The sequence below is a fragment of the Phenylobacterium sp. LjRoot219 genome (assembly GCF_964252995.1).
Classification (GTDB): Bacteria; Pseudomonadota; Alphaproteobacteria; order Caulobacterales; family Caulobacteraceae; genus Phenylobacterium.
On the sequence record NZ_CAXUQI020000001.1, the window covers coordinates 2,229,107 to 2,242,486 of the forward strand.

General features: G+C 69.7%; 16 protein-coding genes. 8 read left to right on the forward strand and 8 right to left on the reverse strand.

Features of this window, described 5'->3' with window-relative positions; genetic code table 11:
* Nucleotides 1–41: 41 nt before the first annotated feature.
* A complete protein-coding gene (locus ACSQ14_RS10950) occupies nucleotides 42–632 on the reverse strand; it encodes a TetR/AcrR family transcriptional regulator (protein ID WP_436012579.1) in 591 nt (196 codons plus the stop codon).
* A gap of 127 nt (nucleotides 633–759) precedes the next feature.
* On the opposite strand from ACSQ14_RS10950, the gene ACSQ14_RS10955 reads away from it, so the two are divergent.
* Both ACSQ14_RS10955 and ACSQ14_RS10960 read left to right on the forward strand, forming a co-directional pair.
* Nucleotides 760–1,521 carry an SDR family NAD(P)-dependent oxidoreductase gene (locus tag ACSQ14_RS10955; RefSeq protein ID WP_436012581.1) on the forward strand — a complete coding sequence of 254 codons (762 nt, stop codon included), beginning with the start codon at nucleotides 760–762 and terminating at the stop codon, nucleotides 1,519–1,521.
* A 35-nt stretch (nucleotides 1,522–1,556) separates the two neighbouring features.
* Nucleotides 1,557–2,087, forward strand: coding sequence for a nuclear transport factor 2 family protein (locus ACSQ14_RS10960; protein WP_436012583.1), 531 nt, complete (start codon nucleotides 1,557–1,559; stop codon nucleotides 2,085–2,087).
* Between the two features lie 48 nt (nucleotides 2,088–2,135).
* Here the strand turns inward: ACSQ14_RS10960 and ACSQ14_RS10965 are convergent, their stop codons facing one another.
* A complete protein-coding gene (locus ACSQ14_RS10965; protein ID WP_436012585.1) occupies nucleotides 2,136–2,972 on the reverse strand; it encodes an alpha/beta fold hydrolase in 837 nt (278 codons plus the stop codon).
* 137 nt (nucleotides 2,973–3,109) lie between these two features.
* Between ACSQ14_RS10965 and ACSQ14_RS10970 the strand changes: the two genes are divergently transcribed.
* Both ACSQ14_RS10970 and ACSQ14_RS10975 read left to right on the forward strand, forming a co-directional pair.
* Nucleotides 3,110–4,378: a PepSY-associated TM helix domain-containing protein gene (locus ACSQ14_RS10970; RefSeq protein ID WP_436012587.1), complete on the forward strand. Its 1,269-nt coding sequence runs from the start codon at nucleotides 3,110–3,112 to the stop codon at nucleotides 4,376–4,378.
* A 77-nt stretch (nucleotides 4,379–4,455) separates the two neighbouring features.
* Nucleotides 4,456–4,635 carry a hypothetical protein gene (locus ACSQ14_RS10975; protein WP_436012589.1) on the forward strand — a complete coding sequence of 60 codons (180 nt, stop codon included), beginning with the start codon at nucleotides 4,456–4,458 and terminating at the stop codon, nucleotides 4,633–4,635.
* Between the two features lie 6 nt (nucleotides 4,636–4,641).
* Here the strand turns inward: ACSQ14_RS10975 and ACSQ14_RS10980 are convergent, their stop codons facing one another.
* The 5 genes from ACSQ14_RS10980 to ACSQ14_RS11000 all read right to left on the reverse strand — a co-directional run bounded on the left by ACSQ14_RS10980 (nucleotide 4,642) and on the right by ACSQ14_RS11000 (nucleotide 8,276).
* Entirely contained in the window at nucleotides 4,642–5,559 is a 918-nt protein-coding gene (locus ACSQ14_RS10980; RefSeq protein ID WP_436012591.1) for a hypothetical protein, read from the reverse strand.
* A gap of 130 nt (nucleotides 5,560–5,689) precedes the next feature.
* Nucleotides 5,690–6,157 (reverse strand): ribonuclease H, encoded by a 468-nt coding sequence (locus tag ACSQ14_RS10985; protein WP_436012593.1) that lies wholly within the window; start codon nucleotides 6,155–6,157, stop codon nucleotides 5,690–5,692.
* Between the two features lie 87 nt (nucleotides 6,158–6,244).
* Nucleotides 6,245–6,745 carry an RcnB family protein gene (locus ACSQ14_RS10990; protein ID WP_436012595.1) on the reverse strand — a complete coding sequence of 167 codons (501 nt, stop codon included), beginning with the start codon at nucleotides 6,743–6,745 and terminating at the stop codon, nucleotides 6,245–6,247.
* A 136-nt stretch (nucleotides 6,746–6,881) separates the two neighbouring features.
* On the reverse strand, nucleotides 6,882–7,874 hold the full coding sequence (locus tag ACSQ14_RS10995) for a zinc-dependent alcohol dehydrogenase family protein (protein WP_436012597.1): 993 nt from the start codon (nucleotides 7,872–7,874) through the stop codon (nucleotides 6,882–6,884).
* Between the two features lie 84 nt (nucleotides 7,875–7,958).
* Nucleotides 7,959–8,276 (reverse strand): hypothetical protein, encoded by a 318-nt coding sequence (locus ACSQ14_RS11000; RefSeq protein WP_436012599.1) that lies wholly within the window; start codon nucleotides 8,274–8,276, stop codon nucleotides 7,959–7,961.
* Between the two features lie 284 nt (nucleotides 8,277–8,560).
* Between ACSQ14_RS11000 and ACSQ14_RS11005 the strand changes: the two genes are divergently transcribed.
* From ACSQ14_RS11005 to ACSQ14_RS11020, 4 genes are read left to right on the forward strand one after another with little or no spacing between them, the layout of a single operon-like run.
* Nucleotides 8,561–9,676, forward strand: coding sequence for an MlaE family lipid ABC transporter permease subunit (locus ACSQ14_RS11005; RefSeq protein ID WP_436012601.1), 1,116 nt, complete (start codon nucleotides 8,561–8,563; stop codon nucleotides 9,674–9,676).
* A complete protein-coding gene (locus ACSQ14_RS11010; protein WP_436012603.1) occupies nucleotides 9,673–10,500 on the forward strand; it encodes an ABC transporter ATP-binding protein in 828 nt (275 codons plus the stop codon). The genes ACSQ14_RS11005 and ACSQ14_RS11010 overlap by 4 nt, the downstream gene beginning before the upstream one ends.
* Entirely contained in the window at nucleotides 10,500–11,438 is a 939-nt protein-coding gene (locus ACSQ14_RS11015; RefSeq protein ID WP_436012605.1) for an MlaD family protein, read from the forward strand. The genes ACSQ14_RS11010 and ACSQ14_RS11015 overlap by 1 nt, the downstream gene beginning before the upstream one ends.
* Nucleotides 11,435–12,043, forward strand: a complete 609-nt coding sequence (locus ACSQ14_RS11020; RefSeq protein WP_436012607.1) for an ABC-type transport auxiliary lipoprotein family protein — start codon at nucleotides 11,435–11,437, stop codon at nucleotides 12,041–12,043. The genes ACSQ14_RS11015 and ACSQ14_RS11020 overlap by 4 nt, the downstream gene beginning before the upstream one ends.
* Here the strand turns inward: ACSQ14_RS11020 and ACSQ14_RS11025 are convergent.
* Complete coding sequence (locus tag ACSQ14_RS11025) at nucleotides 12,032–13,120, reverse strand: 3-deoxy-7-phosphoheptulonate synthase (protein WP_436012609.1); 1,089 nt, start codon at nucleotides 13,118–13,120, stop codon at nucleotides 12,032–12,034. The two genes, ACSQ14_RS11020 and ACSQ14_RS11025, sit on opposite strands and share 12 nt — an antisense overlap.
* Between the last annotated feature and the right edge of the window lie 260 nt (nucleotides 13,121–13,380).

Sequence of the window (13,380 nt, forward strand, 5' to 3'; positions counted from 1 at the left end):
GGAGCTGTCCGCGCAGCGGACTGAGGGGGCGTTCGCGCTCCCTACTCCTTCAGCAGCGAGCTCAGCCGCAGCACCCGCCGGCGCTCGTCGCGGAAACGCCTCACCACGGTCTCGTTGTCGTCGCCTGGCGAGACGCTGTTGCGGAACACCCGCGGACCGATGATCGAGCTGGTCAGCAGGTTCACGCAGTAGATCTCCGCGTCGACCGCCTCCCCGCCCTGATAGGAGGCGTCGGCCCGCACCCCCTCCACCAGCTGGTCCCAGAAGGGATAGCTCTTGCGGATGTCGGCGCCGGCCAGGAAGTCGTCCATCCACAGCTTCATCAGCTCCGGATTCTCCAGCACGTAGCGGGTCGTGTAGTCGATCCGCTCCTGTTGGCTGGCCTCCGGCCGGAACGCCTTGGCCAGTTGCTCCGAAGACCAGGCCTTGACCGCGGCCAGCAGGTCCTCGCGCCCCGCGAAGTGGTAGTAGACCGTCGTCCGGTCGATGCCCATCGCCCGCGCCACCGCCGCGATCGACAGCGAGCCGGCCCCCTGCTCCGAAATCAGCCGGACCGCGGTCTCGATCAGCTCCTGGTGGGTGGCCTCGAACGTCTTGTGGCGTTTGCGCGGGGCGGCTTTCGGCGAGGTCATATCCGGCTTTAGGGTCCGACGTGACGAGACGGCAAGACCCCGCCAGGGCGATGCTTGACGCGGGTCGGCTTGCAATGTCCCACAGGGCTGTCGAAACTCAACCCAACCACAAGCCAGAGGAACGCCCATGCCCCAGCCCAGCGACATGAAGGGCCGCGCCGCGCTCGTCACCGGGGCCGCCGGCGGATTGGGCGCCGCCACCGCGCTGCGGCTGGCCCAGGCCGGCGCCGACGTCTGCCTCGTCGACATCGACGCCGCCCGGCTGGAAGAGACCGCCGCGGCGGCGCGCGCGCACGGCGTGAAAGCCCTGGTGCGGGCGACCGACCTGTCCGAGCGCGAGAACTGCACGGCCGCGGTGACCGCCGCGGTCGAGGCGTTCGGGCGGCTCGACGCCCTGTGCAACGTCGCGGCCATCCTGATCACCGAGCATGCCGCCGACATGCCCGCGGCGTCCTGGGAGAAGACCCTGGCGGTGAACCTGTCGGCGCCCTTCTACCTGATCCAGGCGGCGATCCCGCACCTGCTGGAAGCTGACGGCGCGGTGGTCAACGTCACCTCCTGCGCGGCGCACAAGGCTCAGGCCTATTCGGCGGCCTACTGCGCGACCAAGGCCGGCCTGAGCCATATGACCAAGGCGCTGGCCATGGAGTTCATGCACAAGCCGATCCGCTTCAACGCGGTCGCGCCGGGCGGGATGATGACCAACATCGCCCGCAACATGCGCCTGCCGGAGGACTTCGACCGGGCGTTGTTCGGCCGGGTGAACCCGCTGCGCGGCCTGGTCGAGGTCGATGAGGTCGCCGAGCTGGTGGCCTTCCTCGCCACCCCGGCCTCGGCCGCCTACCACGGCGCCAGCATCAACATCGACAAGGGCATCACGGCCGACTGAGGCCGCCGCCAGCATTCAAAACATCCGGAGGAAACATGAGCTCAGCTCAAGACGCCCTGGCGACCCTGATCGCCAAGGATGAGATCCGCGAACTGGCGCTGCTTTACTCGCGCGGGGTCGACCGCAAGGACCCGGAACTGCTGCGCTCGCTCTATACGCAGGACGGCATGGACTTCCACGGGAAGTTCTTCCAGGGCACGGCGAAGGACTACTGCGACTTCCTCGAGCGCTCGATGCCGTACATGCCCTACAGCGGCCACCACGTCTGCAACCACCTGATCTCGGTCATCGACGGCGAGACCGCCGAAGGCGAGGTCTGGGCGCTGGCCTATCACGTCCTGCCGGACGGCAAGGGCGGCCTGCTCGAGGATCTGCAAGCGGTCCGCTACGTCGACCAGTACCGCAAGGAGGACGGCCGCTGGAAGTTCGCCCAGCGCGACGTCGAGTTCGACCTGCGCCGTACCCGTCCGGCCGGCGATGTCGAGCTGGCCCAGCGCGAAGTCGGCGTCGACGCCAGCTACACCGTCCTGAAAAGCCGGCTGTTCGGCCGCGGCGCGCGCGCCTGAGCCAGCTTCGCCCCGGGGCGCGCCCTGCGCCTCCGGGACGAACCGCGCTCAGCTCTGCGCGAAGGCGTCCCGCGCAAACTCCGCAAGTTCACGGTTGAAGCGGGCCGGCTCCTCGAAGAACGGCGCGTGGCCCACGTCCGGGTACTCCGACAGCCGGCACCCGGGGGCCGCCGCCTTCAGCGCCTGCGCCGTCGCCGGCAGCAGCACGGTGTCCGCCGCCCCGTAGCTCACCAGCATCGGCTTGCTGAACTTCGCGTACTCGGGGCGGAAATCCTCGTCGCGGGCGAGCAGGCCGGCGCGGACCTCGGGGAGCACCAGCATGGTCCAGCCGATCGCCAGCTCACGATCTCGGGCGGCCACCGGCTTGACCAGGCAGGCGCGCAGGAACGCCTGGATGGCCGGCAGGGCCACCGCCTGATCGCCCGAGCAAGCGGCCGGCGCGTGATCCAGAAACGCCGGGCCGATAAAGGGGCCGAACCAGGCCGGCCCGATCCCGATCGCCGGCGCGACCAGATTGATCCCGGCGATCGCCGACCCGCCGTGCTTGCGCAGGTAGTCGCCGATGATGAGCCCGCCGTACGACCAGCCGACCAGCAACGGCTTTGCCAGCCCTAGCGATGCCATCACCGCGGCGACGTCGTCGGCCCACAGGACGCCGGTCGTATAGTTCGCCGCCTCCAGCGGCGCATCGGATTGGCCGTGACCGCGAAGGTCCATCGCCATGATGCGGAAGCTGTCGCTCAACTCGCTGGTGAATTGCTTCGCCCAGCACAGGTGATGCTGCGACCAGCCGTGGAGGAACAGGATCGGCGGCGCGCCGGGATCGCCCCAATCGCGCACGTGAAGCTGAACGCCGCCGCCGCCCTCGACCGTGTGCATCGGCATGGGCCGTCTCCTGCCGCCGGCTGCAGGATGACTCCCGGGGCCGTCCGCGCCTAGCACCTCTTGCGATTGCAAACGACTCGCAACAACATACGCTACCTGCTATAGGCCCCATTCGCCCTGGACACGTGAGACTGCCCATGACCCTGCGCCCGTACTTCGGCTTTCTGCACCGCTGGGTCGGGCTGCTCATGGCCGGGTTCCTGTTCATCTCAGGCGTCACCGGCGCGGTGATCTCGTGGGATCACGAGCTCGACGATCTGCTGAATCCGCACCTGATGCACGCGACCACCGACGGCGCGCCGCAGTCCACGCTGAAGCTGGCGGCCGAGATCGAGGCCCGCGACCCGCGGGTGCAGGTCACCTTCCTGCCGCTCGCGCCGGAACCGGGCGAATCCCTCGGGTTCGGCGTCACCGGCCGGGTCGATCCGCAGACGAAGCGTCAGATCGAGCCCGGCTACAACCAGGTGTTCCTCGATCCGGTCACCGGCGCCGAGCTCGGCCGGCGCAACTGGGGCGCGGTCTGGCCGATCACCACGGAGAGCTTCGTCTCCTTCCTCTATGTGCTGCACTACAGCCTGCACATTCCCGAGATGTGGGGCATCGACCGCTGGGGCGTCTGGCTGATGGGCGCGATCGCCCTGCTCTGGACCCTCGACTGCTTCGTCGGCTTCTACCTGACCCTGCCCCCCGGCAAGGGCGGCGGCTGGCGCGGCTTCTGGAGCCGCTGGAAGCCGGCCTGGAAGATCAAGACCTCCGGCAGCGCCTACCGCATCAACTTCGACATCCACCGCGCCTTCAGCCTGTGGCTGTGGGGCGTGCTGTTCACCGTGGCCTTCACCGCCTTCTCGCTGAACCTCTACAGCGAGGTCTTCTATCCGGTGATGTCGAAGGTCTCCCAGGTCACCCCGACGCCGTTCGACCAGCGCACGCCGCGCAGCCACCATGACCCGGTCGTCCCCAAGGTCGCCTATGCGCCGGTGATCGCCAGCGCTCGGGCGGAGGCCGAACGGCGCGGCTGGAAGGACCCTGCCGGCAGCGTCTTCTATTCGCCGGAGTTCGGCATCTACGGCGTCTCGTTCTTCCAGCCGGGCGCCGACCATGGCGCCGGCGGCGTCGGTCCAGCCGCGCTCTATTTCGACGGCGTCGACGGCCGCCTGCTCGGCGAGCGCCAGCCCTGGAAGGGCACGGCCGCGGACATCTTCGTGCAAGCGCAGTTCCCGCTGCATTCCGGCCGAATCCTCGGCGTGCCGGGGCGGATCCTGATGTCGCTCACCGGCGCGGTGGTGGCCGCGCTCAGCGTCACCGGCGTGGTGATCTGGTGGAAGAAGCGGCAGGCCCGCGTGTTGCGTCGGCGCCGCGTCGCCGGGGCGGCGATCCCAGCGGCTGCGACCCAAGCGGCAGAGTAACGCAGTTCCTTTACCTGCCGGAAATTTGACCCAATCTCATGGTCAAGCCGGTTCGACGGTTCAGGTACGGGGGCTCTATGCGCAATTTCTCGACTCTCTTCGGCGTGGCGATCGCCTGCCTGGCGCTGGCGGCCTGCGGCCACAACACCGAGCAACGCGCGGCGACCGGTGCTGCGGCCGGACTGGTGGTGGGCGGGCCGATCGGCGCGGCGGTGGGCGCCGGCGTCGGCGTGGTGGTCGATCGGGCCAGCCGCTAAACGGCCTCAGGCGGCGGTCGATTCCGCCGCCATCTCGGCGTCCCACAGACCCAGGACGCCCAATTCCGACAGCACGGCGAACATCCGCGTCAAGTGGCGGAAGTTGGCGCCCCAGGCGTTGACGACGTTCTGCCGCGCGAGGGTCTCCGCCGGCACGACGAAACCGTCGCGCACCCGCACGCAGCGGCCTTCCTCGATCAAGGCGGCGAGGTGGCGACGCACCGTTTCGTGCGGCAGGCCCAGCATCGCAGCGACCTCGCTGGCGCGCGCCGGCTTGCGGTAGGCGTCCGGCACGTGGTCCTCGGGCAGAATCCCCTCGCCGCCCCGCATCATGTCCGGCAGCCCTTCGGTGTTCAGGCGGAACACCCCCAGGACGATGAAGGCCCGCGACAGGCTGGGAAAGTTCGGCAGCAGGTGCTCCATCATCCGGAGCAGATAGTCCGACGCGGCGCGCCAGACGATGCGCACCGGCGGATCGTCATTCGACCAGCCAGGGCCATGGCTCTGCGGTAGGTCCATGAGCTGCAGGCAGTCGTTGTGCTTCAGCCGCCAGTACAGCGCGCGCACCGTCTCGTAGGTCCCCTCGAGGGCGATTCGGTGATGGGCCGAGTGCAGCGTCGCATCGACGAGGCGAATCCCCTCAGGCACCACCTCGCACGCCCCGTCGGCGATCAGCCGCTTGACGCGGCGGCGCACGGTCTCGAACGGCAGGTCGAGCGAGCTGGCGATGGCGTTGATGCTGATCGCCCGCCGCAGGCTCTCCGGCGCCGTCGCGCCAAAGGTCGCGTAGCGGCGCTGCAGGACAGGATCGGCGGACACCGGGGCCGAGTTGCATTGCACGAGGGTCGCCAGGATCAAGGCGTCGGTGAAATCGCGCTGGCTGCGGTAGGCCCGCAACATGTCCATGATGAAGCCATTCGCCATGCGCAGAGCGAATCGCAGCGTCGAAATCGAGGTTGGTTGGGACATGCGCACAAGGAGTCGTGTTCGCTGAACAGCTTGGAGTGCGTCGTTCTTTTTCGCAAACGCGAAGGGTTACGCCGCCGCCGAAATCTCAAGCGCCCGATTTCGCCAGGTTCGGCTTGGGGATGGCGGAGGTGAACGGCCCCTTGTCCTTGGCCCGGTCACGCCCGAGTTCGGCCCAGGCGGCGGCGAAGGCGGTGGTCCGGTCGCCGGTCGGCGCGCGCGCCAGCTCGACATTGCCACCGCCGAGCGCGGTCATGGCCTGCGCCCAGAGGTCGAGATTGTCGGTCGGCGGGTCCTCACCGGCCTGCGCGGCCTTGATCCGCGCCGGGATCGCCGCGATCGGGGCTGAAGCGGTCAGGATGCGGACCGGTTTCGGGCCCAGGTCCTTCAGGGCCGCGATCAGCGCGGCGAGCGCCGTACGCTCGGCCTCGATCCGCCGCTCGCCCCCGGCGTAGCCGACGAGCGCGCCATCCGGCTCGCGACGCACAAAGGCCCAGCCGCCGACGCGGAAGGCGGCGTGATGGGAGATCTCGAGCCAGATGGTGGTCTGCGACATGGGGGATGCGCCTACCACCAGGCGGGCGCGCCCCGCCAGTCGCAATCGCGGGTGCGGGGCGGCGCCTGCGCGCCGCCCCTTCCCGGCCTAGTTCAGCTGGCTGCCGATGATCAGCCCGATCACGCCCGAGGCGATCGCGGCCATGACGATGTCGCCGTTGTCGTCGCGGTAGTAGCGATAGCCGGTCCGCGGCGGCGGCAGGCGATAGGCGCGGTAGTCGTTGATCACGTAGCCGTTGTCGCGCCAGTACGGATAGCGCTCGCCGGTCTTCCAATGGCCGCGGTAGCCGCTGTAGCCGTACTTGCCGCCGTAGTAGCGGTGGCCCTTGGACCAACGGTCCTGATGATACCAGCGGCTCCAGTTCTGACGCGCCCGCCGGTCATCCCGATCGTACTGCCGCATCTCGTGCTGCTGCCGGCGATCCAGCTGGCGGTCTTCGCGGCGATGCTCGCGCTCCAGGTCCCGGCGGTCGTGGCCGCGGTCATAGCCGCGGTCGTAATGAGCGGGTTGCGCGGCGGCGACGCCCGACGTCATCACGCCGGTGATCGCCGTGGTCGCCGCCAGGGCGGCGATAACCATCTTCTTCATCATCACTCTCCTCGAAACTGACGTCACTCTGCACCACCAAGCCTGACCGTCGTCCGTCTGCGCCGTTCATCTGGCGCTCAGGAAAGCTTGGCTAGGCGGGAGCGGTGGTGAACGCCGACGGCGACGCTCGGTTGCCTCACGGCGTCAGCACGGCCGCCCCCGAGACCGCGCCGCGGCGCAGAGCGTCGAGCGCGGCGTTGGCCTGGACGAGCGGATAGGTGGTGACCTGCGCCCTCACCCCGGCCCTGGCCGCCAGCGGCAGGTACTCGCGCCCGTCCTGCCGGGTCAGGTTGGCCACGGAGAGCAGGCGGCGCTCCTCCCACAGCCAGGCATAGGGGAAGCTCGGGATGTCGCTCATGTGGATCCCGCCGCAGACCACCACCCCGCCCTTGCGCACCGCCTGCAGCGCCAGCGGCACGAGGCCGCCCGCCGGCGCGAAGATGATCGCCGCATCCAGCGGCTCGGGCGGCGGCTGCTCCGAGCCGCCGGCCCAGCAGCAGCCGAGCCGCCGCGCCAAACCCTGCGCCACCGCGTCGCCCGATCGGGTGAAGGCGTAGACCTGCTGGCCGGACCAGACCGCCAGCTGGGCCAGCAAATGGGCCGCTGCGCCGAACCCGTAGAGCCCGAGCCGAACCACCGGCCGGCCCTCGCAGGCCTTGCGCCAGGCGCGGTAGCCGATCAGGCCGGCGCACATCAGCGGCGCGGCTTCGGCGTCGGCGTAGCCCGGCGGAATCGGCAGACAGTAGTCGGCCCGTGCGATCGCCACGTCGGCGTAACCGCCGTCGCGGGTCCAGCCGGTGAAGCCGGGTCGGTCGCAGAGGTTCTCCTCCCCATCGCAGCAGTAGCGGCAGCGCCCACAGGTCTCGCCGAGCCAGGGCACGCCCAATCGGTCGCCCAGCGCGACGCCGGCGACCTCGGCGCCCAAGGCCTCCACCCGCCCGATGATCTCGTGACCGGGGACGACCGCGGGCCGCCGTTGCGGCAGCTCGCCGTCGACCTGGTGCAGATCGGTGCGGCAGACGCCGCAGGCCAGCACGCGCAGCCGGACCTCGCCTGGCCCCGGCTGCGGATCAGGCCGCCGTTGCGGCGCCAGAGGCGTCTTCGGCGCGGTCATGACCATGGCGAACATGACGACTTCCAGGCGGACTTGCGGCCGCCTCCTTGAAACGCCCGAGTCCGCCGGCCGGGATCCGCGGCGGCGCGACGGCGCGCGTCAGTGGGTCTCGTTCATCGGCGGATGGTACTGCTCGACCAGGTCGGCCCGCTCGGCCTCGCGCACCGCCCGGGTGACGTTCAGCCGGGTCAGCACGCGCGCCTGCGCATGGGTCTTTCGCGCCTCGTCGAGCGCCGCGCGCCACGCCTGATTCGCCAGGTTGTCGGTTTCACCCGCATAGACGACGCTGGGGCCGTCGGGCGTCAGCTCGGCGATGATGTAGTTGGCGCCCGCAGGGGGCACGAAGCGCCCCTCGTCGAGCGGCGTGTAGCGGTAACGGGCGCCGGATTTGCCGGCGAATTCGATCTGGCGGCTCAAAGCAACTCTCCACCCTATTTCATCGGCTCGCGGGCGACCCGCGGCAGCGTCGTGACCGCCATGCATCCGGTCGGACTGAGGCCAAAAGGTGGCCCAACTTGGCCACAAGCTCGACCTGTGCGAGACCGTGGCCGTATGTCGCGCGCAGCTCGACGGAACCTGGAGCGGAACAACCGGCGCCGTATCGCGTTCGCCGGGAGCGCTGCCTTTGCTAAACGTGGAACTCGCGGCGGGCGCAACGGGTGGCCGCTCGCTCGCCCCGGCCACGGAGTTTGCTCGCGCTGATGGATAGACCGGCCGAATTCAGCCTCAGCACCTCGGCGCAAGGTCCGCAACTGTCCTTCAGCGGCGACTGGACGGCGACTCAGCTGGGAAGCGCGGACACCGCCCTCGCCGAAGCCGTGCAGAGCGCCCCTGACGTGACCCTCGACCTGCGGCGCGTGCACCGGATGGACACCGCCGGCGCCTACGCCATCCTGCGGGCGGTCGGCGAGGACTTCGCCCTCGGCCGCATCGAGGCCCGGCCGGAAAGCCTTCGCCTGCTGCAGCTGGTCCGCCAGGCCGGCGCCGCCGAGCCCACCCCGCCGGCCGCGCCGCCGAGCCTGTCGTCGCTGACGGTGCGGATCGGCAAGGGCGTCGTCGACATGGCGCTCGAGGCGACCGAGACCATGGTCTTCCTCGGCCACCTGCTGGTGGTGGTGATGCGCGCGATCGCCAATCCGCGGCGGATCCGCTGGCCGGCGCTGGTCAATCTGATGGAACGGGCCGGTTTCGACGCCCTGCCGATCGTCGCCACCACCTCCTTCTTCATCGGCGCGGTCGTGGGCCTGCTCGGGGCCAACATGCTGCGCCAGTTCGGCGCCCAGGTGTTCGCCGTGGAGCTGATCGGCATCGCCGTCACCCGCGAGTTCAACATCATCATCACCGCCGTGCTGCTCGCCGGCCGCTCGGCCTCGGCCTTCGCCGCCGAGATCGGCTCGATGAAGATGCAGCAGGAGATCGACGCCATGCAGGTGCTGGGCGTCGACCCTTACGAGGCGCTGGTCTTCCCGCGCTTCGGCGCGCTGCTGCTGACGATTCCGCTGCTCACCTTCGTGGCCACCGTGGCCGGCCTGTTCGGCGGCCTGGTGGTGACCTGGAGCGTGCTGGGCCTCGGCCCGTCCTTCTTCTTCCAGCGGATCGTCGACAATGTCGGGGCGCAGCACTTCTGGGTGGCGCTCTCCAAGGCGCCGGTGATGGCCGCGGTGATCGCCGGGATCGGCTGCCGCCAGGGGCTGGAGGTCGGCGGCGACGTGGAATCGCTCGGCCAGCGGGTCACCGCCGCGGTGGTCCACGCCATTTTCGCCATCATCCTGATCGATGCCGCCTTCGCCCTGGTCTACATGGAGCTCGGCATTTGAGCGGCCCTGCGCACACCCAACCGTCGGCGGACGACGACCTGCTCGAAGGCGAGGGCCCGGCGATCGAGGTGCAAGGCCTGGTCAACGCCTTCGGCGACCACCTGGTGCACGACCACCTCGACCTGACCGTGCGCCGGGGCGAGATCATGGGCGTGGTCGGCGGCTCCGGCGCCGGCAAGTCGGTGCTGCTCAACAGCATCATCGGCCTGCGGCGGCCGCAGGCCGGCACGATTCGGGTGCTCGGCCAGGATCTGCAGCACGCCTCGCGCAAGCGCTGGGACGCCATCAACCGCAGCTGGGGCGTGCTGTTCCAGCAGGGCGCGCTGTTCTCCAACCTGACGGTGCGCGAGAACGTCGCCGCGCCGATGCTCGAACACACCGAGCTCAGCAAGCGGCAGGTTCACGAGCTCGCCGACCTGAAGATCGCCCTGGTCGGCCTTAGGCCGGACGCCGGCGCGCTGAAGCCGGCCGAACTCTCCGGCGGCATGCGCAAGCGCGCGGGCCTGGCCCGGGCGCTCGCGCTCGACCCCGAACTGCTGTTCCTCGACGAGCCCACCGCCGGCCTCGACCCTATCGGCGCCTCGGCCTTCGACGAGCTGATCCGCGACTTGTCGGAGAGCCTGGACCTGACCGTTTTCATGATCACCCACGACCTCGACACCCTCTACGCGATCACCAATCGCGTCGCCGTCATCGCCGACAAGAAGGTGGTGGCCACCGCGCCGGTGCACGAGCTCGAAAAGTCGGACCATCCCTGGATCCGCGAGTACTTCCTAGGACCCCGTGGCCGCGCGGCGGCCGCTGGGGCGGGGACCAACGCCTGATGGAAAAGAACGCCAACTACGCCCTGGTGGGCGCCTCATCGCTGATCCTGTTCGTGGGGTTGGTGATCTTCGTGGTCTGGCTGGCCCGGCTGCAGTTCACCCGCGACTACGACACCTACGACATCCTGTTCCAGGGACCGGTCCGCGGCCTGAGCCAGGGGGGCGAAGTGCACTTCAACGGCATCAAGGTCGGCGAGGTGACGAAGATCGCGCTCGACCGCACAAACCCGTCGCGGGTCATCGCCCGGGTTCGGGTGACCTCGGACGTGCCGATCAAGGTGGACTCCTTCGCCACCCTCGAGCCGCAAGGCATCACCGGGGTGAACTACGTGCAGATCACCGCCGGCTCGCCATCCAAGCCGCTGTTGAAGGACACCGTGCCGAAGGACCAGATCCCGGTGATCCGCAGCCAGCGGAGCACCCTGTCCGACCTGTTGGAAGGCGGCGGCACGGTTCTGACCCGCACCATCGAGGCGCTCGACCGGGTCAATCGGGTGCTGTCCGACCAGAACATCAAGAAATTCTCGGCCGCGGTCTCCGACGCCGAGGCGATCACCGCCGAGGCGCGCCAGCGCAAGTCGATCATCGCCGACGCCCAGAAGGCGATGCAGGACATCAACGCGGCGGCCGAGCAGATCACCAAGCTCAGCGCCGACGCCAACGACATCCTGAACGGCGACGGCCGCCGCACGATCAAGAATCTCGCCGACGCCGCCGAGGAGGCCAAGGCGACCACCGCATCGGCCCGGGCGCTGATGGACAAGCTGGAAGGTCCGACCTCTGACTTCGCGACCAACGGCCTGCCGCAGGTCACCGCGTCGGTGGTCGAGCTGCAGCAGGCGGCCCAGGCGCTGCAGCGGCTCGTGAACGACATTCAAGCCAGTCCGACAGGAACCCTCGGCAAGCCGGCCGGCGAGGAAATGAAGGTGAAGCCATGAGACCTCCCCAGCTGCTCCGGTTCGCGGTGACGGGCCTCCTGGCGCTCAGCCTCGCCGGCTGCATCTCGCTGGTGCCGAAGACCAAGCCCGCCCAACTCTACCGCTTCGGTGTTCCGACCGCCGCGTCGCCGCCGCGCACCGAGCCGATCAACGTGTTCCGCGCCCCGGCGCAGTTCCAGCGGGAGGCCGCCGGCGACCGCATCCTCACCGTCACCGGCGAACGCGCGGCCTACATCTCCCGCTCACGCTGGGTCGCGCCGGCCGAAATCCTGTTCGACGCCGCGGTGTCCGCCGCCTTCGATTCCGCGCCGGGCCGGGTGAGACTACTGCCGCGGGGCGAGCCGGCGCGCGGCGCCTACCTGCTGCGGCTCGACGTCCGCAACTTCGAGACCCACTACGGCGAAGGCCGCACCCCGGTGGTTCTGGTGCGGGTGCGCGCCACGCTGGCCGGCGGCCCGAACCGCAGTCCGGCCAGCGAGCGACTCTTCGAGGCCGCGGTTCCGGCGGAGCGCAACCGCGTCTCCGCCATCGTCGTCGCCTACAACGACGCCGTCGCCAAGGTGCTCAGCGACGTCGCCGCCTGGACCAACAGCTCAGCAGCTTGAGGCCAGCGCCGACGCCGCCGGGGCCGCCGCGCGCCGCGTACGCACGGCCGCGGCCAGCTCCTCCAGCAGCTGCTCGGTGGTCTCCCAGCCGACGCAGCCGTCGGTGATCGACTGGCCGTAGGTCAGGTCGCGCCCGGCGACCAGATCCTGGCGGCCCGCCACCAGGTGGCTTTCGATCATCACGCCCATCAGGTTCGGCGCGCCGGCGACGACCTGGGCGCAAAGGTCGGCGATCACCTGCGGCTGGTTGGCGGGGTTCTTGCCGCTGTTGGCGTGGCTGGCGTCGACCACCAGCCGGGTCGGCAGGCCGGCCTTGGCCAGTTCGCCCGCCGCCGCAGCCAGGCTCTCGGCGTCGTAGTTCGGCTTGGCCCCGCCGCGCAGCACCACATGGCCGTCGGCGTTGCCGCGGGTGGCGGCGATGGCCGCCCGCCCCTGCTTGTCGACCGCCAGGAAGTGGTGCGGGTGCTGCGCCGCCAGCGCCGCGTCGACGGCGATCTTCACGTCGCCGTTGGTGCCGTTCTTGAAGCCCACCGGGCACGACAGCCCGGAAGCCATCTCGCGGTGGATCTGGCTCTCGGTGGTGCGCGCGCCGATCGCCCCCCAGGCCACCAGGTCGGCCAGGTATTGCGGGGTGATCAAGTCGAGGAACTCGCAGGCCGCCGGCAGGTCGAGGGCGTTGATGTCGAGCAGCAACCGGCGCGCCAGCCGCAGTCCCTCGTCGATGCGGAAACTGTTATCCAGCCGCGGATCGTTGATCAGCCCCTTCCAGCCGACCGTCGTGCGCGGCTTCTCGAAGTAGACCCGCATCAGGATCTCGAGCTCGCCAACGTGGCGCGCCCTCTGGTCCGCCAGCCGCCGGGCGTAGTCCATCGCCGCGTCCGGATCGTGGATCGAGCACGGCCCGACGACGACCAGCAGCCGGTCGTCCGGACCATGCAGGATCTGTTGGATCGCCCCGCGCGCGCCGCTCACCGTCTCTTCGATGCGCGAGGACGCGGGCTGTTCGCCCATCACCTGGGCGGGGGGCGCGAGCGCTTCGAGGTGCTCGATGCGGAGGTCGTCGGTCTTGGAAGGCATGGCGGGTTCCGTGAGTGGCGGGCGGCGGCCATGAAAAAAGCCGCCAGATCCTGGCGGCTGCGGGAAGGTCGGCTTTCGAGATTTCTCTTAGGCCAAACGATCCTCTGCCGGCGCCAGGGGCGTCGGATAGCCGAAGTACCAAAACGAATATTGGCCGGCCCGGAGGATCATGTCTTGGCAAATGGCGCCGCGGCCGAGGCTTGTCAACGCCCGTCCCCGGCCGCAATCGCTGAACTGAATGGTTGAGCATATAGCCGCAG